Below are 24340 nucleotides of genomic sequence, written 5' to 3' on the forward strand. Positions count from 1 at the left end.
GCAAGCTCCAGCTTCAACGTCAGGATCGTCGACGACCAGCCGCAGATCGGCAAGCCGGACTCGGCTTCGGTCAACGAGGACGACCTGCCCGGCGGCAACGACCATGGCCGGCCGGAATCGACGAGGGTATCCGGTGGCCTTCATGTGTCCTGGGGTTCCGACGACAACAACCAGGTTGGTAGCACGAACGACCGCTCGGTCGCCTTCGACGTCAAGACCGGCGCGACGGCCCTGACGTCSGACGGTGTCACGATCTACTACAAACTGTCTCCAGACGGCACGGTCCTGACCGCGACCAAGGGTTCAGAAGGTCCGACGGTCTTCATCGTCAAGCTGTCCGACCAGCACAGCGGTTCCTACACATTCGAGCTCAAGGGCAATATCGACCACGCCTCATCCGGCCCCGACGACGGCTTTGTCGCCAAGGACAGCGACGGCGACMCGGCAAGCTCCAGCTTCAACGTCAGGATCGTCGACGACCAGCCGCAGATCGGCAAGCCGGACTCGGCYTCGGTCAACGAGGACGACCTGCCCGGCGGCAACGACCATGGCCGGCCGGAATCGAGAAACGTATCCGGCAATCTGAACATCTCCTGGGGTGCTGACGATGACGATGTGGGCGGCCGCAACGACGGGGCCGGCCGGTCTTTGGCCTTCGCTTCGGTCGGCAATGCCGTTTCGGCAGTGGACAGCCTGAACCACGCCATCGCGCTGACGTCGAACGGCGTGGCGCTGACCTATACGCTCTCGGACAACGGCACGAAGCTGGTTGCGACCGCGCACGGCGAGACGATCTTCACCGTCACGGTGAATGATGACGCCAGCGGCAGCTACGAGTTCAAGCTGCAGGGTACGCTCGACCAGAACGTTCAGGGCGAAGATGCGCTGAAACTGACCTTCCATACGGTTGCGACGGATTCCGACGGCGACCCGAAGAACGTGGACTTCGCGGTGTCTGTGGTCGACGACGCGCCGCTGGCGATCGGCCAGGTCTTCACGCGTTATGTCGAAGAGGAAGAGCTTTCGGGCGGCAACGAGGACGATCTCCCGGGCGGTATTGCTCCTGATGCGGATGGCAACTACCCGTTTGTGGGTCACCAGAATCTGACGACGAACAGTGCGGGCGGTCCGCTCAACATCCTCTGGGGTGCCGATGACAGCAACACGGTTGCCAACGGCGGCGTCGGCGGCCTCGGCGACCGGTCGGTGGTGTTCGAAGCCGCGCCGGGACAGGGTTTTGCCTCGATCGTCACGGCCAAGAGCGGCGACCAGGCGATCGCCCTGGGCGACCTGACCTCGGGCGGCCAGCCTCTGAGCTATGCGCTGTCTGCCAACGGCACGGTGCTGACGGCGACTGCCGGCGGCCATACGGTATTCACGGTGACGCTGACGGACACGGGCTCCGGCGGCTACAACTTCGTCCTGTCGGGCGTCCTCGATCATCCGGTGAAGGCATCGGGCGCATCGCTGGAAGACGTCCTGTCGCTGAGCTTCAACGCCACCGTGCGCGATGCCGACGGCGACAAGATCGTCACGAACTTCACCATCGGCGTCATCGACGACAGCCCCGTCATCGGCGCCCCCCAGACCGTCACCATTCAAGAAGCCGGCCACCTCGACCTGTTGTCGAACGGCAGCTTCGAGCAGGACAGCCTTGCCGGCGGCCAGGGCGGCGTGATTTCCGACGTCAAGGGCAACTATACCTATGGCACGCCTGCTGGCTGGACGCTCACCGGCGGAGCCGGCGGCGTGTATGCCCCGAGCGGCAATATCGTCGATGCGGCCGGGCATGACGGCGGCAATGTCGCCTGGCTGCGCGAAGGCGCGACCCTTGCCAGGGACACGGGCACCACGCTCGTGGCGGGCCAGGTCTATTCCATCCATTTCGACGTCGGAAACCGCACCGACCAGGGATTTGGCGGCGGCACCGTCAGCCTGATCGCCACGCACAACGGCGAAACCGTGGTTCTGTCGCACCTCGATCTTCCAGTGCCGGCAGACGGCAAGTGGGCGCCGGTCGACCTCAACACGCCGCTGATCGGCAGCGACTATGCCGGCTGGCAGCTGCATGTGGAAATCAAGCAGACCAGCGACGGCAACCAGATCCTGATCGACGATGTCGAGCTGCAGCATTTCACCGCTGAGGTTGCGCAGGGTTCGCTTGCCATCGGCTGGGGCGCGGACAACGACGTATCGTTGCGCTCGGTCGGCTTCGACGGCGTCCAGAACGTTTCGGGTCTGGCCTCGAATGGCCAGGCGATCCACTATGAATTCGCGCCGGGCGGCAGCCTTCTCAAGGCGCTTTCCGCAGACGGCCGCCTGATCTTTACCGTTGAACTGTCGAAGGATACCGGCCAGTTCAAGTTCACCCTGCTGGACAGCCTGGATCAGAGCGGCGTTTCGTCGGCGGTCAAGTTCAACTTCACCGCGACGGACGCCGATGGCGACAAGGCATCGAGCAGCTTCACGGTCAACGTCGCCGACACCGCGCCTTCCCTGCTTGGGGAGCTTCCGGTCGGGATGGTCTCCGAGGACGGTGTGAAGTCGACCGGCAACCAATCGCTCGGCATTTCCTGGGGCGCTGACGACAACAACAGCGGCATCACCAACAACCGCTCGGTTTCGTTCGGCAATTCCCAGCCTATGGGGCTCTTTTCGAACGGCAATCCGGTCACCTATATCTTCAATGCCGAGAGAACGGTGCTGACGGCCATGGCCGGCGGCCAGGACGTCTTCATCGTCACCCTGACGGATCGGGCGAGCGGCGCCTATGCATTCGAGTTGCTGCAGCCGCTCGACCACGCGGCACCTGTCAACGGCTCGCAGTTTCTCGACCTCAAATTCGGCTTCACGGCGACCGACAGCGACGGCGATACCGCGCCCGGCACCTTCACCGTGCGGGTCGATGCCGCCGGCTCGATCGGCTCGATCCACTACGACAATCTGACGACAGGCGTCTTCGTCAACCTCAGCAATTCGGCGCAGACCGTCGGCACCGAAACGGTCGCCGCACACATGGCCTACGACCGGACCGGCGTGGACGGCGGCAACGTCGTCGGCCATGACGCGCTCGGCGCCACCGTCGATGCGTTCGGCTCCAAGGGCAACGACATCCTGATCGGCGGCGACGAAGGCAATCGCCTGGTCGGCAACTCAGGCGACGACCTCATTATCGGCGGCAAGGGCAGCGATACGCTCGAAGGCGGCGAAGGCGACGATACGCTCAAGCTTGGCGCAGACATCACCGACGCAAAGAACTACGGTCCCCGCACGATCGATCTCGGCAACGGGCACTTCGAAAAGCTCGGCCTCGACGGCCTTGCCGGAACGACCGACGCGATCATAGGCGGCACCGGGCACGACACGGTTGTGCTCGACCGGGAAGGCTCGGCGGGCTTCGTTCTCGACGCGCTCAACCCGCAGAGCCCTGCCTTCTCCGGCATCGAAGAGGTAGTCGGAACCGATGGCAACGATATCATTCTGGTAAAGGCGGACTACACCAGCGATCTGCCCGACGGTGGCATCAAGATCGACGGCGGCGACGGCAACGACGCGATCGGCGGCGGCAAGGGTGCCGACACCCTGATCGGCGGCAAGGGCGACGACCTGATTGCCGGCCTCGACGGCGACGACACGATCACCGGCGGCGAGGGCAACGACCGCCTCTACGGCGGCAACGGCAACGACACCGTCAGCGGCGGCGACGGCAACGACGTCATCGAAGGCGGCGGCGGAGCCGACAATCTCAGTGGCGGCGACGGCAACGACCGGATCATCGCGGGCACCGAACAGATCGCCAATGGCGGCTTCAAGGGCCCGGCGGAAGTCATCGTCGGCAACAATGGGCAGAAGGCCGACCTCGGCGGCGGCTGGACCGTCAGCGGCGGCTCGGTCGACCTCGTCGTCTCGCAGGGCAGCCTCAACGCCGATTTCCCGGCCGGTGTCAACGCGGTCGACATGCAGGGCGTCTCCACCGGAGCGATCGCCCAGACCTTCGCGACCGAAGCCGGCAAGATCTACACCGTCAGCTTCCTGCAGTCGACCAACCCGGATCTGCTCGGCCATACCTCCGAGACGACGTCGGCGGTCACCGTCAGCGCCGGAGCTGCGTCGCAGACGTTCACCGATTACGCCCGCGAAGGCACGACATGGGGGACGGTAGCGAGCACCTTCATCGAGCGCACCTTCACCTTTACGGCGACCGGCAGCGAGACAACGTTGACTTTCTCAGCCGTCGGCGCCAGCCCCTACGGCTCGCTGATCGCCGAGGTCTCCGTCAGCCAGGTTCCTGTCGGCACCGTTGCCGGCGCGACCATCGACGGCGGTGCAGGCAACGACATCCTCACCGGCGGCGCGGGCAATGACGTCATCCACGGCGGGATCGGCAACGATCTGATCCGCGGCGGCGACGGCAACGACACCATCACGGGCGACGACGGCGACGACTTCCTGTCCGGCGGCAGGGGCGGCGACAACCTGAGCGGCGGTGCCGGCAACGACACCTTCGTCGTCGGCACGGACGCCATCGCATCCGGCACCCGCGTCTTCGACCTCGGCAACGGGGCACATCTGGATGTCAGCATCCAGGGCCTTGCCGGCACGGGAGACACGATCAGCGGCGGCAGCGGCTACGACAAGATCAACCTCGACAACGGCACCGCCCCCGGTTTCGTCTACGATGCCTACAGCTTTCCGGGCGTCATCTCCGGCATCGAGGAAATCGAAGGTACGGCGGGCAACGACGTCATACTGGTCGCCGCGGACTACACCAGCGACGCAACCGGCGGCGGCATCACCATCGATGGTGGCGCCGGCAACGACAAGATCGGCGGCGGTAAGGGCAACGACCATCTGATCGGCGGCTCCGGCGACGACCTGATCTCCGGTCTGGCAGGCGACGACACGCTGGAAGGCGGCGCCGGCAACGACACGATTTATGGTGGAACGGGCAACGACATCCTGCGCGGCGGCGATGGCGATGACATGCTTGACGGCGGCGAGGGCGACGATCGTCTCGACGGGGGCAGCGGCGACGACGTTCTCATCGGCGGCAAGGGCGACGACGCCCTGATCGGCGGAGCCGGCAACGACCTGTTCAAGTATACCGTCGGTGATGGCAACGACCGCATCAACGGCGGCGGGGAGACAGGCTCGCAAGCGCCGAACTACGATATCCTCGAAATTGCCGGCGACGCCCAGAACCGGGACTTTGCGATCGGTAAACTCGACAAGGACGCTGCCGGCAACATCGAGGCCTATCCGTTGGATCTCGCCGATGTCACGGTAAGCTATACGGGGGCAGGCGCTGCCACGATCCGCGCTGACGAGGTCGAGCGGATCGTCATCAATGCCGGCAGCGGAAACCACACGATCACCGTCGGCGATTTGACCGGGACAGCGATTGCGCCTTCGACGATCGTGATCAACACCAGTTCCGGCAAGGACGAGATCGACCTGACGACGCTCGCCGGCACCAAGGTTGAGATCAACGACTCGGATCCGACGACGTCAGGCGATACCGATACCGTGAAGCTCGCCGGCCATTGGACCGACTACACGATTACCCAGGCGGGCGACACCTTCACCTTCACCCGCGGCAATACGGTGGTAGCGACGGCGACGAACATCGAGAAATTCTCGTTCGCCGCCGACATCGGCGGCGGCCACGACGGCGTCGTGCTGGCGGCGGACCTGTTGAACGATGTTCCGGTCGCACACGCGGACAGCGCATCGGTGACCGAAGCCGGCGGCGTCGACAACGCCAGACCAGGGGTCGCCGAGGCGACGGGCAACGTGCTCGGAAACGACACCGATGCCGACGCCTACGATACCAAGGTCGTCAGCCAGGTCGGCGATACAGCCTTGGCGATCGGCGGCGAGGCGGTAATCAGCGGCAAATACGGCAGCCTCACCATCCACTCGAATGGAAGCTACAGCTATGCCCTGAACAACGATGCGGAGGCGACACAGAAGCTGGGCCAAGACGAACTGGCGAAGGATAGCTTCTCTTACGTGGTGAAGGATGCGCACGGTCTGACCAGCACGGCATCGCTGGAGGTTGCGATCCATGGCAGCAACGATGCCACGGGGATCGACCTCGACAGCACCGCCGCGGGCAACGGCGCCTTGACGACGGCAGTCGAGCAGACGGCGCAGCAATTCGCATGGCAGGCGACGCTTAAGGACGTCGATTCCTCGACACTGGAATCGATGACCCTGACGCTCGGCAACAGACTGGACGGCGCCGCCGAGAGTCTGACACTGAACGCGACCGCAGCTGCCAGGGCAGACCTCGAACATCTGACGGTGAACGTCACCGCCGACGGCCTGTCGATCATCGGGTCCGCCTCCGCCGACGCCTACCAGACGATCCTGCGCAACATCGTCTACCTGAACAGTAGCGACAACCCGCATGCCTCGGTCGACCGCACGGTCACTGTCGTCGTCAACGATGGTCATGAGGACAGTGCCGCGCAGGTGGCAACCATTCACATTCAGCCTAGCAACGATGCACCGGCATTGACTGGCAGCTTGAGCGCAACCGTCGTCGAAGGCCAGAGCCATACACTAACGGCGCAGGAACTCGGCTACACCGATCCGGACAACCAGGATACTGAGGTGGTCTTCAGGGTCTCGGGCGTGACGAACGGCACGATCACCAACAACGGCGCTCCTGCCATCTCATTTACCGCCCACGAACTCGAGCAAGGCTTGATCGCCTTCAAGCACGACGGTTCAGAGGGGCTGGCGGCGACCTTCCAGATCACCGTCGACGATATCAACCAGGAGAATTCCCCTCCCACCGCCCGCCCTTTCAACATTACCGTCTCTCCTGTGAGCGACGGGGTCGCTACCTTGTCCGTAGCCGACATCACCCAGCAGGCTGGTGCGCCGAAGGTCGGCGACGTGCTCCATGCGACGATTGCAACGCACGATCCGGACGGCGGTGAAAGCGGCACTGTGATCTATCATTGGCTGCGCGGTACGGCGGAGATTTCCGGCGCAACCGGAGAATCCTACACAGCCACGGCTGACGACGCCGGCTTCAAGATCTCGGTCTATGCCACCTACACGGACGGGCAAGGCCTGTCCAATACCACAGCGCCCGTCGCGATGGCGGATGCCGTCACAGCGGCAAATCATGCGCCGGTGGCAAACGATGACATCGTCATCACGAACAGCGGATCGATCTCCATCCCGGATTGGGTCCTTCTGCTGAACGACAAGGACGCCGACGGAAATCCCCTGACGATTACCGGTGTTGGCAACGCCGGCTGGGACAGCGTAGGACATCCACAGGGTGCAACCTCGCTAACGTTCGACGACTGGTTCTTCTCGCCGGCCGGAGGATCTTTCGATTACCGGTCTTCTGACGGCAAGCTGACAGACTCGGGACACGTTGATGTCAACTATCAGTCCACGTGGCTCTGGCAGCCGCTGACGGGAACGGGTGCCGACGAAATATTTGTCGGAGACAACAGCGGGACTGCGTTTTATGCGGACGGCGGCAATGACGTCCTGATTGGCAATGGCGGCAACGATGCACTTTATGGCGGCGCCGGGAGCGATCTCTATGTCTTTGGAGTGAATGACGGCGACGACTGGATCAGCGACAGCAGCGGCACGGACACCATCCTGGTCGCGGCAAACGGTGCGGAGTTGTCTTCGCTGAACGCGTTCGACAACGACACCGGCGCGGGAAAAGGCGATCTGGTCATCGATATCGGAAACAGTTCGGTGACAATCGACGGTCATTTCAACGGAGACGGCGATCAAGTCGAGAAGATCTCGTTCGACGGCGCGTCGATCAACGGATACAAGCTTGGCTCTGGCAGTTACCTGATCGATGCTCACGATCCGTCCAACGCTGGTGGTGCGCGTACGGTCGATCTATCCCAGACTGTGACTGACAACTTTATAGCTGGTGAAGCTGGGTCCTCGGACAACATAGCCGGCGGTACGGGCAAGGATCTCATTTTTGGTTCCGACAGGAACGACACGTTGAATGGCAATGCCGGCGACGACTACTTGAACGGCGGAGCGGGCGACGACATTCTGATCGGTGGTGCGGGTAATGACACCTTGGTCGGGGCGGCCGGGGCCGACAGTTTGACGGGTGGCACTGGTCTGGATACGTTTGTTTTCAAGACAGGCGATTCAACGGTCGGCTCCTACGACATCGTCACTGATTTCAGCACTGCCGACAACGACAAGATCGTGTTGCCATTGTCTCCCGTCGTCGCAACAACTGGAACGTTTTCGGGTTCCTATGGCAAGATCGACGGTGTCTCGGTGACGGGGTTCAAGCTGGTCGACGGCATTGTGACGTTCGTCCATAGTGGTGGCGGCGCGATCGCGATATCGTCTGCAAAAGCAATAGGCGACGCTGCCAATATCCTGACGAAGATCGATTTCGGCAACAGCGGTGCCACAGTCGCATTTGCAGCAACGATCGAGCAGGTGAACCACACGCTTGTGTTCCAACAGGGCGGCGACAAGGTCAGCGACGGAACCGACACACTTATCGACCTTGCGAAGGTCACTGTGCCGAGCAACCTTTCGACGTTGGTCGGCGCCTCGGGGTCTAGCAAGGCCATCGACCCCATCATCCTCGACCTCGACCACAACGGCGTCGCGCTGACCTCGCTCGATCACGGCGTCCAGTTCGACATCAATGCCGATGGTCACAAGGATCAGATCGCCTGGACGGCCGGCAGCGACGGCATCCTCGCCTATGACGTGGACGGCAACGGCAAGATCGACAACGGCAGCGAGATCTTCTCGCCGCACTTTGCCGGAGGCACCTACGTGGATGGTCTGGCAGCGCTCGCAACGCTCGACAGCAACCATGACGGCAAGATCGATGCGGGCGACGATGCCTTCTCGAAGCTCACCGTCTGGCAGGACCTGAACCACAACGGCATCACCGACAGCGGCGAACTATCGAGCCTGGCCGATCACGCGATCGCCAGCCTCTCGCTGGAGGCCCACGCATCGGGTACGGAGATCAACGGCCAGTCGATCCTCGCCGATGGCAGCTACACGCTGACGGACGGTTCGACCGGCCACTTCGTCGAGGTCGCCTTCGACACGACGCTCGGCGGCGAGAGCGGTGCCGGTGCCTACTCGCTGATCGGCAGCGACGGTGACGACACTCTCTCGGGCAGCGGCGGCATGTACACCATCTCGGGCGGGGCAGGGGCCGATACCTTCGTTCTCGACACCGATGCGCTTGCGGACGTCAAGCTCGTCGACGTGATCACCGACTACAAGGCTGGCGAAGGCGATACGCTCGACGTGTCGAAGCTTCTCGACAGCCTGCTTGGCCGCGAGGCGACCGAAACCGACGCACTTTCGAGCGTCAGGGCGACCGTCAGTGGTGCGGACACCGTGGTCAGCGTCAACGCCAACGGCGGCTGGCACGACGTGGCGGTTCTGCAGAACACCACGGAAGCGGTGAAGATCCTGTTCGACGACAAGCACGACGCGGTCACCGCGCCGCATGTCGGCTGATACGGCGATCCGATGAAACGGAAAAAGGCGCGTAAGCGCCTTTTTCTCGTTGCGCGACGGCGCGCCGTCGGTGTTCAGGCAATTCCAGCAAAAGTGCGCAGCGACTTTGCGTCCGGAATTGTGTAGAGACGCCGCGCTCGGCCTATGCTGCGGGCAGCCTGGAGATCGGCAGGGCTTCGTCCGCATCCGGGCCGCCGCGCTGCATGGCCATTTCGTCGGCCAGCTGGCGGATATGATTGAAATCGGTCGCACCTTCGAAGATGGCGCCGCCGAGGCGGATGTCGATCGACAGCGGCGCATCGCCGGCCGTGAATGCGGCCTCGGCGACGCGACGGCGAACGCGGGTTCCGACGTCCTGTGCATTCTCGACCGAGGCACCCGGAAGGAAGACGCCGAGTTCGTTGGAGGCAAGGCGGGCGACCAGGTCGCCGCTTCTGACCGAGGTCTGAATGATCGCCGCCAGCGACTGCATGACGGTGTCGGCCCATTGCGGGCCGTAGCGGCGATTGATGGCGTCGAGGCTCTCGATGACGACGGCGATCATCACACCGCCGGCGTCCGTGGCGATTCGTTTGCGGCGGTCGATGTAGTGCTCGACAGCGGCGGCAAAGGCCGCGCCGTTCAGCGCCTTGGTAACGCTGTCGTGCCGTTGAGCATAGTTGACCGTTTCCTGCAGTTTTTTGATGTCGCTATTCTTCAGATGCAGGCTGATCAGAAGCGGAAATGCAACAAAAAGCGAAATAGCGGTGGCTCCGGCAAATCCTACCAAAAATGGTCGATCCGGAACGACAAGGTTTAAGATAAGTAAAACTCCGATGGAACCCGCTGCAAAGCAAAAGGCGCCGACTGCGGCTGTCCGGAGAGCTGAAATCAGTGTGGTGGAAGAGTAACGCTGGCCGAAATTCATTGTGGGTCGAGTCCCTTTGAAAGTAACGCCAGATAAGCAGAAGCAGGAAAAGCCGGGTTTAAAAAAACCTGTAAAATTCTAGCTTTGCAGCGTTTTGCAGCGGAATTAACTGTCTCGGCAGTAAAGTCCCGTGCGATAATTGGAATGTGGAAAAATTGGTGTTACTTGTTTGCCGTAATTAGTTCTTCGGTATACGGGTAGCCGGTGAATTTTGATGTTGAGGGGCATCCGTCTTGTTTAAGCACAAAAGAATATTCGCAGCTCTGTCTGCCACCGTTGTTTTGAATTTTGCATTTTACGTCGATGCCAATGCGATGTCTTTGCAGCAGGCAATCGAAAAAACGATGAAAACCAACCCGCAGATACTTCAGGCTGCGCAAAATCGCGAAGCGGTCGAGTTTGAGCTGCGCCAGGCGCGCGGCCTATACTTGCCGTCTGTTGATCTTGAGGCTGGTATCGGGCGTCGCCGGCTGTCGAACGACACGACCGGTACTTTGACCTCCGACAGCGACTACTTGTCGCCGGGCGATGTCGGCCTCACGATCAGCCAGACGCTCTATGATGGCGGTGGCCGCAAGGCGCAGGTCGACCAGCAGGCTTCGCGCGTCGACGGCGCCTCCTTTCGGGTTCTCGAACGCTCCGAAGCGCTCGCCCTCGAGGTGACGCAGGACTATCTCGAATACATGCTCCAGAACCAGATCGTCGCGGCCGCGAAGGACAACGTCGCCTTCCACAATGCGATGGTGGGCGACATCAACGAAAGCATCAAGGGCGGCGCCCTGACCGACGCCGATCGCCTCCAGGGCAACGAACGTCTGCAGGCCGCCAAGGCACGCCAGCGCGAGGCGCTGGAAGAGCTTGAAGCCACCAAGATCCGCTTCCTCAAGGCTGTCGGCGAGCCGATCGTCAATCCGACGACCCCGCCTTCGCTGGCCAAGTACCTGCCGAAGACGCTCAACGATGCCGTCTTCATCGCCGGCAAGAACAGCCCGCGCATCTACTCCGCCAATGCCGATATCGATGCCGCCGACGCCGGCGTCCGCGGCGCGCGCGCCAACTATCTGCCGAAGGTCAATCTCGAAGGCACCGCGCGTGTCGGCGACGATATCGACGGCGACGAAGGCAATACCAACGATTACCAGGTGCGTGTCGTCGCCCGCTGGAATCTCTATCGCGGCGGCATCGACGTTGCCCGCGAGCAGGAACAGATCCGTCGTGCCGGCGAGCAGCGCTATGCGCTTGCCCAGGTCCAGCGCGAGGTTCAGGAGTCCGTACGGTCCGCCTGGAACGAGCGCGCCAGCCGCAGCGACCTTTCCGGCATCCTTGGCAAGCAGGCCGAGATCAACAACCAGCTCGTCGGCTCCTATCGCGAGCAGTTCAAGGTCGGACAGCGTTCGTTGCTGGACGTTCTCGATGCGCAGAACACCAAGTTCAACACCAAGGTTCTCGCGGACACGGCGCGTGTCGCCTCCCTGTTTGCCGAGTACAAGATCCTGGCCGCTTCCGGCAATCTCCTTCAGACGATGAAGCTGAAGCCGGTCGAGCAGGCCAAGGGGTATGCGCGGCAAGATTTTGCTGTCCCCGCGAGCGTTCCGAATCCCGGATATGTCGAGCTGAATTCTCATCAGACCCCCGGCATGCCGTTGGATCTCCTAGCGCCAATTCGACAGCAATAGTCGAGATGGCCATGGAACCATGCTGAACGTAGCACTAGAAACGACCAGCGGCACGCCGCTCCAGACATTCAAAGCCGCGTTCAAGTCAGTGGCTGCGTTCTATGGCCGGCCGAGCTCAGATACCGTTCTCTTCTCCGGACTTCCGGACGAGGTGACTGAATCGCTGGATTCCGACGACGTCGAGCGGATGGCGGAGCGGATCGGCCTGCAGGTCATCACGCATCGTGAGCGCGATTGTCGCCTGGGGAATTTCGATTGCCCTGCGATCGTCGCCTTCGCTGACGGCGCCGTGCTTCCGGTGCTGGAAGTCGGCGAGGACGGCTCCTACGTGACGGAAATCGTCCCGGTTGCCGGAAATCCCATCCGGCTGACGCGCGAGGAGTTCGTCGCGCTCAGGCCGCAGATGGCCTTCGCCTTCACGCTCTACTACCAGAATGCCTCGGAAGAGGCGCTGGTCGGCAATGCCGTCGAGATCGAGAAGCGCCACTGGCTGGCCACGACGCTCGCACCGTACTGGCGCACCTACGTCCGCGTCATGATCGCCGCGCTGTTCATCAATCTGATCGCGCTCGGCTCGCCTCTCTTCACGATGAACGTCTACGATCGGGTGCTGCCCAACAAGGCGATCCCGACGCTCTGGGTGTTGGCAGCCGGTATTTCGCTTGCCTATGTCTTCGATTTCCTCCTCAAGACCGCACGGTCGTCGCTGATCGACTACGCCGGCCGCAAGGCCGACCTGCGTCTGTCGCAGCTGCTGTTCGACAAGGTGCTGAACTCGACGCTGGCCTCGCGCCCGATGTCGACGGGCGAATACGCCAACCGCGTCACGCAATATGAGTTCGTACGCGAATTCTTCACCTCGAACACCATCGGCGTGCTGATCGACAGCCTGTTCGTCTTCATCTTCCTGGCCGTCATCTATCTGATATCGGGCTGGCTGGTGGTCATTCCCGCCGTCGCCTTCCTTTTGTCCGTGATAATCGGTCTCTATGCCCAGGCAGCGATCGGCAAGCGCATGGCAACCGCAGCCAACGAGGCCTCGCGCCGCCAGTCGCTGCTGGTCGAGACGATTTCGACGATCGAAACGCTGAAGAGCCTGCGTGCCGAGGCGACCATGCTGCGCCGCTGGCAGGAGCTCTCGAAGTACTCGAGCCGCACCAGCGAGGAAATCAAGCACGTCTCCACCAACGCCATCAACCTGACGATGTTCGTGCAGCAGATGGTGAGCGTGCTGATCGTCATTGCCGGCACCTACGAATTCTCCGAGGGCCGCATCGCCATGGGCGCAATCGTCGCGACCGTGATGCTGGCGAGCCGCGCCGGTGCCCCCCTCGGCCAGATCGCCATGACGCTGGCCCGCTTTCGCCAGGCCACGATGTCGCTCCGCATCCTCGACAAGATCATGGAGCAGCCGGACGACAGGCCGTCGACCGTCGGTTTCGTCAACCGCGAGATCGCCCGCGGCGCCTTCAGTTTCCAGGATGTGTCGTTCCAGTATCCGGGCTCGGATTATCCCGTGATCAACAAGCTGTCCTTTACAGTCGCTCCCGGCGAGCGGATCGGCATCATCGGCCGCATCGGCTCCGGCAAGACCACGCTCGGACGCCTGCTTGACGGTCTGTTTGCGCCGTCGGGCGGCCGCGTGCTGATCGATGGCGTCGATATCCGCCAGTATCACATGGCCGAGGTGCGCTCCGCCGTCGCCGTGGCGGGCCAGTCATCCGATCTGTTCTCGGGCACCGTCAAGGAAAACCTGCTGATGGGCCGCGCCGATGCCAGCGACGAAGAGTTGCTGGAAGTCGCCCGCATGACCGGCGTCGACGAGTTCGTCGGCAATCATCCGCGTGGTTTCGACATGCCGGTGGGCGAACGCGGCACCAATCTGTCCAGCGGTCAGAAGCAGGCGCTGACGATTGCGCGACTGCTGCTGACCAAGCCCAAGGTCGTGTTCCTCGACGAGCCGTCGGGCGCCATGGATCTGGCGACCGAGCGGCACCTCATCGCCCGCCTTTCCAAGGCCTTCAGCCGCGAGACGACGCTGCTGATCGCCACCCACCGCTACAGCATGCTCGAACTGGTCGACCGCCTGATCGTCATCGACAAGGGCCGGATCATCGCGGACGGGCCGAAACAGGCCGTCATCGAAGCGATGCAGCGCAAGCCGGCGGGGCAGGCGTCATGACCAATCGCCACGACAATCCGCCGCTTCTCGCGCGTGGCATCCTGGCGCTGGTGGCGCTGGTCATCGCCAGCTTCGTCGCCTGGGCCGCCATTGCCAACATCAACGAGATCGCGCGCGGCGAAGGCAAGGTCATTCCCGTCTCGAAGACGCAGATCATCCAGTCCTCCGAGCCCGGCGTCGTGCAGCAGATCGCCGTCGTCCTCGGCCAGGTGGTCCGCAAGGGCCAGCTTCTGGTGCAGCTCGACAACACTACCACGACCTCGTCGCTCGGCGAATCCGTCGCGAAGGCGCGGGCCCTGGGCGCCAAGGTCGCGCGCCTGAAGCTCGAGGAAGACGGCAGGTACGACGTGCCGTTCATCTGCCCGGAGGATATCCTTTCGGTGGCCAAGGAGGTGTGCGCCAACGAAGCGCAACTGTTCGCCGCCGACCGCGCCAGCTACCAGAACAAGCTCGGCGTGCTGCAGGAGCGCGTCCGGCAGCGCGAGAACGAACGCAGCGAGGCGCATGCCAACATCGACCGGCTGCAGCAGAACATCGACGGCGCGCAGCGCCAGTATGACCTGATCCATCCGCTGGCGCAGAAGAAGCTGGTCGCACAGACCGAAGTGCTGAAGGTCGAGCGCGATCTCACCGATCAGCAGGGGCAGCTCAAGGTCTACGAGGAAAGTCTCGATCGCCTCGAGGCCGCCGTTCAGGAAGCCAAGCTTCAGCTCGGCGATCTGGCGCTGGAGCTCCGCCAGCAGGCGTTGACCGAGAAGGCGCAGGCGCTGGCCGAGCTGTCGGTGGTCGACGAGACCGTCCGCGGAGCCTCCGACCGCGTCAAGCGCACCGATATCCGCTCGCCGGTGGACGGCATCGTCAACACGCTGGAAGTCAACACGATCGGCGCCTATGTGGATCCGGGCCGCGTCATTGCGGGCATCGTGCCGACGGCGGACATATTGCTGGTCGAAGCCAAGATTTCACCGCGCGACGTCGCCTTCGTCCGCCGTGGCCAGCCCGCAATCGTCAAGGTCACGGCCTACGACTTCTCGATCTTCGGCGGGCTGGAAGGCGTCGTCGAGAACATCTCCGCCGACAGCCTTGTCGAGAAGGAGAAGGGCGAAACCTACTATCTCGTCCAGGTGAAGACCGATCGCTCCGAGCTCGAGCGCAACGGCAAGGCCTATCCCATCATCCCCGGTATGGTCGCCTCGGTCGAAATCATGACCGGCAGCAAGACCGTGCTCAGCTATCTCATGAAGCCGATCAACAAGGCGCGCACCGAAGCGCTGACGGAGCGGTAGAATGCTGATCGTCAAGCCCGGCAGCAACGCAGTTTCCGATCTCGAGCCGGCCGAAGAGCCTTTGCCGGCCTTCGACGCGGAAGAGATCGAGCCGCGTTTCCGGGCTGTCGTCGGCCGCAACGGCGAGCGCCGCGGCATTCGCCTCGAGCGGATCTACTGGGATGGCCTCGGCCGCATGTCGACGTCAGGCAGGATGACGACCGCCGATCTCGTGCAATACACCGCATCCCAGATGCCGGAATCCGGTAACCTCGCCTCGCTCCTGCGCGTGCTCAGTCTGAAATGGGCGCTGCGCCGGCTGGATACGGTTGAGGACATCTCCTCCATGGCCAACATCAACGCCATCATCCAGGCGTCGCCATCGCCGGCGATCCTGCTCACGCAGGAAAAGAAGGTACAGTTCTTCAACGATCCCTTCCTGTCGATGCTGCGCCAGCGCCTGCCGCTGAGCGATACCGCACAGCTGACCAAGGGGCTGCGCTTCTCGGTGGATACCCAGATCGAGGAGGCGATCGCGACGCTGCGCCGCAACAAGGGCAAGACGCTGAACACCGGCTTCACCATCGCCGTCGGCACGCAGACGATGAAGGGCCAGATCAATCTGGCCCTGGCGCCGACGCACGAAAAGTCGATGCTGATCGGCTATATCTCGCGATACTGATCGCGATCTCGCGATACTGATCGCGATCTCGCGATACCGGTCGCGCCCGGGTTTTCGGGATATTCTTGCCTGACAACACCAGGTATCAGACCTTTTTCACCTGCGGGATGACCCAGGAACCGTCGAGAATGGACGGCGGATTGTCGTCGGGCCAGTAGAGCCTCATCATCAGGATAAACTTGCCTTTCGGTGCGGGAAGCCAGTTGGATTCCTTGTCGGCGCCGGGGGATTTGTTCTGGATGTAGATGTCGATCGATCCGTCCGCGTTCGCCTTCAGGTCCTGCCGCGCGCTGATGGAATAGCGGTCGATCGGATTGGCGACGAAGAAGTACTTTTCGTTGTACATCGTGATCGACCAGAACCCCTTCACCGGCGGCATCTTTCCTTTCGGAAAGGTCAGGACATAATTGTCCGACCCGGCATAGGCACGCGAGAAAAGCCCGTCCTTGGACTTCGTCGACGTGGGATAGATGGCATCCTCCGGGCGGTTGGCCCCGAGCCCGATGGCGGCGATGAGAGCCCGCTGCAGGTAATTGGTCCCGTAGACGCCTGTCTTGGTCGTGTAGCCCCAGCCGTTGATATCCTTGACGTCGCCATTGCTGAACTTGAAGTGCAGCATGATGCGTCCGAAGGCGATGTCCGGAATACGCCTGAGGAAATACGCATCGAGCTTGCTCTTGTCGAAGTCCTCGCCGGGTACGATGCCGATCTCGGCCATCCTTGCGACCATCTCTGCATCGGCTGTCGCGGGCGGGTTGGTCTTCAACAGCTTGCACAGCAGCGTGAAATATTCGACCGCGTTCATTTTGTTGACCTGCTCGCGGACCGCCGTCTTCATGTCGATCTTGGGATCGACCTTTCCGGGCGGCGGCGTCCAGTCCTTGCCGTAGGCGCTGAGCGGCACGAGCTTGCATTGGTCCTGCGCTGCGTGAACCGCCTTGTAGTCCTCCGGCGTGCCGGTGCAGTAGATGCGTCCGAGTATCCAGACGATACTCGTCGGCGACTTGTACTCGGTAACGCCCTCTGGCAGTTTACCCCGCCATCCGGGACCCGTGATCGCGTAGGCCTGCGCGCCGCCGCCCGTGGTCCTTTTCCCGGGCACCTCGAAGACGTTCGTCCATCCGTCGAGCATCGGGAACAGGAAGTACCGGTCTTTCATGTCAGGGAACGAGAAGACCCAGGGTTCCTTGCCGACGTCGATGAACGCGGTCGTGTAGAGCGTATCGGCATTGGGTGCCGTCACGTCCGTAAAGGACGAATCGGGGTACTCCCGGACCTTGATGATCTGGCCCATCGGCCCCTTGGTACCCTTGACCTTGGCGACGTTGGTGATCACCCGCCGCGTCATCTCCATCGTCACCAGCGGATAGCCGTAGATGTAGGCCTCGACCGCCAGCCAGAAGTCGCTCTTGCCCTCGAACGGGTCGAGCAGCGGATCGTCGATGGCGAGTGCAGGCGAAAGCGAGCCGGCTGCAAGCAGACCGAGACCGCCGATTGACACGGTGCGGCGCGTGACTTTCATCGTGACCTCCACGGGGCGTGTTTCTCCCGAGCGGATCTGGCCAGTTGCCAACATCATGCCCCCGCAGATTTTTTAACATGCCCTAATATTGCCTGCTAGGACTAGAGGTGGGCGTAGGACTACAGCAAAAGGATATGGTCGCACGGAGCGGCTCCCGTTCACGAAGTGCTGCCTGGAACGCGACCTCGTTCGCGTCACTTCTGGCGCTTGAAGGTCCACTTCACGACATATTCGCCGCTGCGTTTCTGTTTGGTCCTGGTCTTCAGCCGAACCGGCCCGCCCAGCGCGGTCTCCGCATTCTCGAAGGCCTGGCGGGCTTCGGCGATGGCGCGGTGATACGCGCTGTTGTCACGCTTCGGGCTCTCGGCAATTGCCTTGAGAATGGCGATGATGTCTGGCTTGTCGTTGGCCATGAATGGTCGCACTCCCCGGCGTTGCGCTGCAGCCACGCGCCAATCCGTGCCGCGGCAATCGGTTCAATACACCAACCGGCGCCTGCGTCTCAATCCAAACCTCGGCCGGAGCCTGCCATTGCCCCCGGCTCGCGACGCAATCGCGCGTTGCCCAGGAGAGGCGGAACAACGTCTCCAAATCGATGATTTTTACGTCCGCGTTTACCGTAACGTACTTCCGTGCACGCTGCATTTCATAGGATGTTGTCACCCTGAACCGCTGGCAGGAGCACCTATGCTGAGACTATTGTTCGCCGCGATGGCAGCCACCGCCGCGGTTGCGTCAGCCGCCGCTGCATTCTCCCCACGCGAACTGGCGGAGCGTACGATCGAACGCCGCGCCGTGGAGGCTGCGATCTGGGGCATTCCAGCCGTCAATTATGACCTTATGCTGCAGGAGATGCTGACCAAGACGAAGGGCAAGGTCAACCAGATCGTCTTTTGGTCGCGCCCCCTCGATTGGCACAATCAGACGCTCACGCCCAATCCGGACGCCATCTATCTGATGACCTTTACCGACACGAGGGATGTCGGACCTGTTGTCATAGAAGTTCCGCCGGCCGAAGGCGGATCTATCAACGGCAACATCGTCGACGCGTGGCAGATGCCGCTTGAAGATGCGGGGCCATCGGGAGCCGACCAGGGCAAGGGTGGAAAATATCTCATCCTGCCGCCCGGCTACACCGATCGGATTCCCGACGGCTATATCCCTCTGAAGTCGAACACCTATGGCGGATACGCGCTGCTCCGTTCCAATCTCGCAAGCCACAGCGACGCCGATATTTCAAGGTCGGTCGCCTATGCCAAGCGATTGAAGGTCTATCCGCTGTCTCAGGCCGCCAACCCTCCGGAGACCGTCTTTACGGACGCCAGGGACGTTCTGTTCGATTCGACCATCCGCTACGACGCCAGCTTCTTCAAAAATCTCGACCGCATCGTTCAGGCTGAGCCGTGGCTGCCGCGCGACAGGGTCATGATCGACCAGCTCAAGACGCTGGGCATCGAGAAGGGCAAGTCCTACAAGCCGGATGCAAAAACCACCAAGCAGCTCGAGGCTGGAATCCACGAAGCGCAGCAATGGCTCGAAGCCAAATACGATACGGACTTGATACCTTTTTATGAAAAGGGACGCTGGAATTTTCCGGCCAACCCGGATCTGGTCAAGGCTGCGGTCGCCTCTTTCGACGAGCCTGACGCCTACCCCGTCGATATCAGGGGCCTGACCTACAGCTACGTCTACGTGGGGATCAAGCGTCTCGGAGCCGGCCAGTTCTACCTTATCTCGATCAAGGACAAGGACGGGAAGTCCTTTGACGGGTCGAAGACCTATCGCCTCAATGTCCCGGCTAACGTGCCGGTCGAGCAATACTGGTCGCTGACGGCATACGATCGCGGAACGCATGCGCTGATCCGCAACATGCCCCGCGCCAGCCGTTCGTCCCAGATACAGGAACTTGCGAAGAATGCCGATGGTTCGGTCGATCTCTTCCTTGGGCCGGAGGCGCCGAAGGGAAAGGATGCCAATTGGATCCCGACCGACCCGAAACGGGACTTCGAACTCATGTTCCGGCTCTATGCGCCGACGAAAGCGCTCTTCGACAAGACCTGGGTGCTGCCGGACGCAGAGCGCGTGCGCAAATAGTGATCGAAGACCGCGTTGCCCCGCATGCGGGTGGGCCAGCCGGTCTTGTGTCCGGCTGAGCTGCCGAATAAACTGGTGCGATGGCTAGGCAGATCCTCTTCGTTCAAGGAGCCGGCGAAGGAACCCACGATCGCTGGGACAGCAAGCTCGTGGCGAGCCTCGAGCGCGAACTCGGCGACGGCTATACCGTCCGCTACCCCCGAATGCCCGGCGAGGACGATCCTGGCTACCCGGCCTGGAAGGCTGCGCTGGTGAGAGAGTTCAGGTCCCTCGAAGACGGAGCAATTCTCGTTGGCCACTCCCTCGGGGGCGCCTTTCTGATCCAGATGCTGGCCGAGCAGCCGCCGCACCGTCGCTTCGGCGGGCTGTACGTCATCGCCGCGCCCTTCATCGGCGAAGGCGGATGGCCGAGCGAGGACATGGGCGATTTCCAGGACGTCTCCGGGCGTCTTCCGGCCGGTATTCCCCTCTTTCTCTATCATGGTGCCGACGATGCCGAGGTGCCGAGTGCCCATGTTCGTCTCTATGCGAAAGCGCTTCCGCACGCCGTGGTCCGCACGTTGGAACGCAGGGATCACCAGCTCAACGACGATATGAGCGACGTCGCGCGCGACATCCGTTCGGTCGGTTAGGCGGGCGGCACCGCTCGTACCTGGGAAATCGGACATCGCGTTCTAGCGATCGGTTCCTCGACACATGTCTTCTTCTGGCTCGACCGCAAACCTCGCTCTCCCACCCGCGGCCCCAATGGACACCCGTTTACGCCCGCGTTTACCGTTGCGTACTTCCATCGTCATTGGATTGCGTCTTAGCATCCACCGCCTGGAACAGGGAGCCGGCTATGACCTCGACGCGCAGATTTCGAACGGCATTCTCCGCAGCACTTCTCCTCTCGTCCGGCGCAGCAGTTGCGCAGACATCGGCCACCCCGGGTGACAGCGTACCGGTGACCGTGGAGAACTTCGTCCGCGCCGAGAGCGACCTCTACCTCAGCGCCGTTGCATTGAAGGAAGGTGGCTTCGGCAAGTTCGAGCATCACCGCGAACTCTCTCCGGTCGACTCGCAGACAATCATCCGACAGAACCGCGATACGCTGTATTCGGCGGCGGTGTTCGATCTCGACGCCGGACCGGTGACGATCACGCTTCCGGACGCCGGCAAGCGTTTCATGTCCCTGCAGGCGGTCAGCGAGGACATGTATTCGCCACCGGCAGCCTACAAGCCCGGCCCTCACACCTTAACGAGGGAAGACATCGGCACGCGCTATGTACTGGTTGGCGTGCGTACGCTGGTCGATCCAGCGTTGCCCAAGGACCTGGACGCCGCCCATGCCCTTCAGGACGCCTTGAAGGTAAAGCAGAAATCAGTCGGCGTGTTCGAAATGCCCAAGTGGGATCAGGAGAGCCAGAGCAGGATACGCAAGTCTCTCATCGAGCTGGGAACCACGATGATCGATACGAGCCACGCGTTCGGCACCAGGGAACAGGTCGATCCGATCCAGCATTTGGTATCGGCGGCGACCACATGGGGCGGCAATCCCCGCAAGGATGCGATTTACCTGAACTTCACGCCGTCGAAGAACGACGGCAAGACGATCTACAAGCTCCACCTCGGTGACGTTCCGGTGGACGGCTTCTGGTCCGTCAGCCTCTACAATGCGCAAGGCTATTTCCAGAAGAACGACCTCGACGCGTACTCGCTCAACAACATCACAGCCAGGAAAGGCGCGGACGGCTCGACCGACATCCAGTTCGGTGGGTGCGACGGCAAGGTCGTCAACTGCCTGCCGATCATGCCGGGATGGAACTACACCGCAAGACTTTACCGTCCCCGCAACGAAATCCTGAAGGGGAAATGGACATTTCCCGACCCGGTTGTCGCCGACTGAACGGCTGCCGCGAGGGCCTCGCAATGGCGGAGCCGCGGTGAATCGTCTCCGCTGCCGGCGGGATGCCAGTCCTCCGCCTTGCACCCAGGCTCTTTTGCGGCATGTGTTGCCGCCATGCACTTGCGCCGACATTAGGACTCTCTCATCGTGCCCGAACGCAACCTAGGGGGGCCTGCATGGCTCCGTTTCTGTTGAAACGACGCGCAGGTGGAGCATGGCTGTGGCATCAGGTTCTGTACTCTTGACATACACGGCCCTCCTGGTAGCGATTGCCGCTTCGGCACATGCCCAGTCCAGCGAGGAGCTCGCGAAGAAGCTCTCGAACCCGATTGCCTCGCTGGTCAGCGTCCCATTCCAGTTCAACTATGACCAGGGGTACGGACCCCAGGATGGCGATCACGCGACGCTGAATATCCAGCCGGTGATTCCGTTTTCGCTCAACGAAGACTGGAACCTGATTTCCCGCACGATCCTGCCTGTGACCTGGCAGGACGATATCGCCGGTTCGTCAGGGGAGCAGTTCGGCCTCGGCGATACGCTGCAGAGTTTCTTCCTGTCGCCCGCCAAGCCAACCGATGGCATCGTCTGGGGCGTTGGACCGGTGTTCCTGCTTCCCACTGCAACCGACGAGCTGCTCGGAAGCGGAAAATGGGGCGCCGGTCCCACCGGCGTAGCGCTCAAGCAGGAGGGCCCGTGGACCTTCGGCATACTGGCAAACCACGTATGGTCGTTCGCCGGGCAGAGCGCCCGCGCCGACGTCAGTTCGACGTTCCTGCAGCCCTTCATTTCCTACACGACGCCGGAGGCCTGGACGTTCTCGTTGAACACCGAAAGCACGTACGACTGGGAAAACGAGGAGTGGTCGGTCCCGATCAACTTCCAGGTCTCGAAGATCGTGAAGTTCGGCGAACAGCCCGTGAGCTTCGGCGTAGGCGCGCGCTACTGGGCGCAATCGCCGGAAAACGGCCCGGACGGCTGGGGCCTTCGCGCCGTGGTGACCTTCCTGTTCCCGAAATAGGGAACTTTGAGATCAGGCAGGAACGTACGTCAACCTGATCACGTCCTCGGCCATCAGGTCGCTGGCCGCCAGGCGGAGCGGCGGGCGGGGGCCGGCGAAGAAGGGCGTACCGTGACCCACCACGACGGGGCAAAGGTAGAGTCGATACTCATCGATGAGTCCAAGATCGGTCAGGCTTCGTGCGAGGTCTGGTCCGGCAACGTCGATCTCGCCGCCGAGGCGAGCCTTCAGCCCGCGCACCACCGCCTCAAGCTCGTCCTCGACGAGCGTGGCGTTGGGGCCGACGGACTTCAACGTGCGCGACACGACCCACTTGGGTTGGCTTCGCCACGCCGCGGCGAAGTCGCGTTCTTCCCCACCCCATTCAGGACGATCCTCGTCCCAATAGCGCATGATCTCGTAGATGCGGCGACCGTACACGCTGCCGGTCAGGCTGCGCACTTGCTCGATGAAGTGACGGAAGAGCGCCGGGCCCGGCGCAAACTTCATATGGTCGACGTAGCCATCCAGGGACTGCATCATTCCGAAGACAAGCTTGGCCATGCTTTTCTCCTCCCAGGCGACGCGCCACCGCAGGTCAGACTGCGTCATGCAATTGGCTCCAGGATAGCTGGACTGGTTTTATATTGCAACCGGTTCTTCTGTGTGCGAACGCGCAGCGCTCCCGGCATGCGCGGAACATCTGGCATCCGCGCCCCGACGCTGCCATAAATGAGCTTCATCGAGGGAGGCATCGTGATGCAGAAGAATGCGCCGGACTTCAGCCTTGAGGGCAAGGTGACTTTGGTGACGGGAGCGAGCCGGGGCATTGGTCGAGCCTGCGCGCTTGCCTGTGCCGCCGCAGGCTCCGATATCGTCCTCGGCGTCCGCGATGTCGCTGCGTCGGCGGGCCTGGTTGCCGAACTCGAGGGAATGGGCCGAAAGGTTCTCCCTGTTGAACTGGACCTTCCCAACAAGGCCCATATCGCGCAAGCCGTCGACGCCGCGCTTGCGACGTTCGGTCGGATCGACGTCCTCGTCAACAACGTCGGCGTGGCTCCGGGCAATCTCGCGGAACTCGTCGAGGAGAAGGACCTTGACGAGATACTCGATGTCAACATCAAGGGCACGTTTCTGATGACGCAGGCCGTAGGCCGTCACATGATCGAACGCAAGGGAGGCCGGATCGTCAGCATCAGCTCACAGGCCGGTACCGTGGCGCTGCGCGGTGAGGCGATCTATTGCATGAGCAAGGCGGCGATCAATCACCTCACGCGCTGCCTTGCGGCCGAATGGGCACGCTACGATGTCACCGTAAACACCGTATCGCCGACGTTCATAGCGACCGATGGTACAGCACCTTTTCTGTCGGATGCCGACAATCGCAAGGCGACGCTCGGTCACATTCCGCTCGGCCGGATCGGTGAAACCGATGATGTGGTGGGTGCCGTGGTCTTCCTTGCATCGCCGGCCGCGAGCCTGATCACCGGCGCGAACCTGCTGGTGGACGGTGGATGGTCCGTCGCCTGAGGCCGGTGCGCTCCTGCCTTTGGCCTGAAGGGGACTTATCGGAATTACCCCTTTTGTTGTGGCCTTGCCCTCACGGGGCCTCGT

At 62.2% G+C, this 24340-nt stretch carries 14 protein-coding genes; 10 read left to right on the plus strand and 4 right to left on the minus strand.

Features of this window, described 5'->3' with window-relative positions:
- Window positions 1-144 precede the first annotated feature (144 nt).
- Window positions 145-9513, plus strand: a complete 9369-nt coding sequence (locus tag ASC97_RS33740) for a T1SS-143 repeat domain-containing protein (protein WP_057466798.1) — start codon at window positions 145-147, stop codon at window positions 9511-9513.
- Between the two features lie 142 nt (window positions 9514-9655).
- Here ASC97_RS33740 and ASC97_RS02740 read toward each other — a convergent pair whose 3' ends face one another.
- The gene (locus ASC97_RS02740) at window positions 9656-10282 is read right to left on the minus strand and encodes a GGDEF domain-containing protein (protein WP_244481382.1); all 627 of its coding nucleotides are present in this window, start codon (window positions 10280-10282) and stop codon (window positions 9656-9658) included.
- Window positions 10283-10734: 452 nt separating this feature from the next.
- On the opposite strand from ASC97_RS02740, the gene ASC97_RS02745 reads away from it, so the two are divergent.
- Genes ASC97_RS02745 through ASC97_RS02760 form a run of 4 tightly spaced genes read left to right on the plus strand, consistent with a single transcriptional unit; the run spans window position 10735 to window position 16225 of the window.
- On the plus strand, window positions 10735-12096 hold the full coding sequence (locus ASC97_RS02745) for a TolC family outer membrane protein (RefSeq protein ID WP_057466991.1): 1362 nt from the start codon (window positions 10735-10737) through the stop codon (window positions 12094-12096).
- A gap of 19 nt (window positions 12097-12115) precedes the next feature.
- On the plus strand, window positions 12116-14278 hold the full coding sequence (locus ASC97_RS02750) for a type I secretion system permease/ATPase (RefSeq protein ID WP_057466800.1): 2163 nt from the start codon (window positions 12116-12118) through the stop codon (window positions 14276-14278).
- Window positions 14275-15564, plus strand: a complete 1290-nt coding sequence (locus ASC97_RS02755) for an HlyD family type I secretion periplasmic adaptor subunit (protein WP_057466801.1) — start codon at window positions 14275-14277, stop codon at window positions 15562-15564. Before ASC97_RS02750 ends, ASC97_RS02755 begins: the two co-directional genes overlap by 4 nt.
- 1 nt (window position 15565) lies before the next feature.
- Window positions 15566-16225, plus strand: coding sequence for a ribbon-helix-helix domain-containing protein (locus tag ASC97_RS02760; protein ID WP_057466802.1), 660 nt, complete (start codon window positions 15566-15568; stop codon window positions 16223-16225).
- An 85-nt stretch (window positions 16226-16310) separates the two neighbouring features.
- Here ASC97_RS02760 and ASC97_RS02765 read toward each other — a convergent pair whose 3' ends face one another.
- Together ASC97_RS02765 and ASC97_RS02770 are read right to left on the minus strand one after the other, a co-directional pair.
- Complete coding sequence (locus ASC97_RS02765) at window positions 16311-17747, minus strand: DUF1254 domain-containing protein (protein ID WP_057466992.1); 1437 nt, start codon at window positions 17745-17747, stop codon at window positions 16311-16313.
- 194 nt (window positions 17748-17941) lie between these two features.
- A complete protein-coding gene (locus ASC97_RS02770) occupies window positions 17942-18160 on the minus strand; it encodes a hypothetical protein (protein ID WP_057466803.1) in 219 nt (72 codons plus the stop codon).
- Window positions 18161-18434: 274 nt separating this feature from the next.
- Between ASC97_RS02770 and ASC97_RS02775 the strand changes: the two genes are divergently transcribed.
- The 4 genes from ASC97_RS02775 (at window position 18435) to ASC97_RS02790 (ending at window position 22747) form a co-directional block, all read left to right on the plus strand.
- The gene (locus tag ASC97_RS02775; protein WP_057466804.1) at window positions 18435-19841 is read left to right on the plus strand and encodes a DUF1254 domain-containing protein; all 1407 of its coding nucleotides are present in this window, start codon (window positions 18435-18437) and stop codon (window positions 19839-19841) included.
- A gap of 80 nt (window positions 19842-19921) precedes the next feature.
- Window positions 19922-20473 (plus strand): alpha/beta fold hydrolase, encoded by a 552-nt coding sequence (locus ASC97_RS02780; RefSeq protein WP_057466805.1) that lies wholly within the window; start codon window positions 19922-19924, stop codon window positions 20471-20473.
- 209 nt (window positions 20474-20682) lie between these two features.
- A complete protein-coding gene (locus tag ASC97_RS02785) occupies window positions 20683-21729 on the plus strand; it encodes a DUF1254 domain-containing protein (protein ID WP_082529856.1) in 1047 nt (348 codons plus the stop codon).
- A 214-nt stretch (window positions 21730-21943) separates the two neighbouring features.
- On the plus strand, window positions 21944-22747 hold the full coding sequence (locus ASC97_RS02790; protein ID WP_057466806.1) for a hypothetical protein: 804 nt from the start codon (window positions 21944-21946) through the stop codon (window positions 22745-22747).
- Window positions 22748-22759: 12 nt separating this feature from the next.
- Here the strand turns inward: ASC97_RS02790 and ASC97_RS02795 are convergent, their stop codons facing one another.
- Window positions 22760-23290, minus strand: a complete 531-nt coding sequence (locus tag ASC97_RS02795) for a dihydrofolate reductase family protein (RefSeq protein ID WP_057466807.1) — start codon at window positions 23288-23290, stop codon at window positions 22760-22762.
- A 195-nt stretch (window positions 23291-23485) separates the two neighbouring features.
- Here ASC97_RS02795 and ASC97_RS02800 point away from each other — a divergent pair, with 195 nt between their 5' ends.
- The gene (locus tag ASC97_RS02800; protein WP_057466994.1) at window positions 23486-24256 is read left to right on the plus strand and encodes an SDR family NAD(P)-dependent oxidoreductase; all 771 of its coding nucleotides are present in this window, start codon (window positions 23486-23488) and stop codon (window positions 24254-24256) included.
- Window positions 24257-24340 lie beyond the last annotated feature (84 nt).

It is taken from the genome of Rhizobium sp. Root1203, assembly GCF_001424945.1.
GTDB lineage: Bacteria > Pseudomonadota > Alphaproteobacteria > Rhizobiales > Rhizobiaceae > Rhizobium.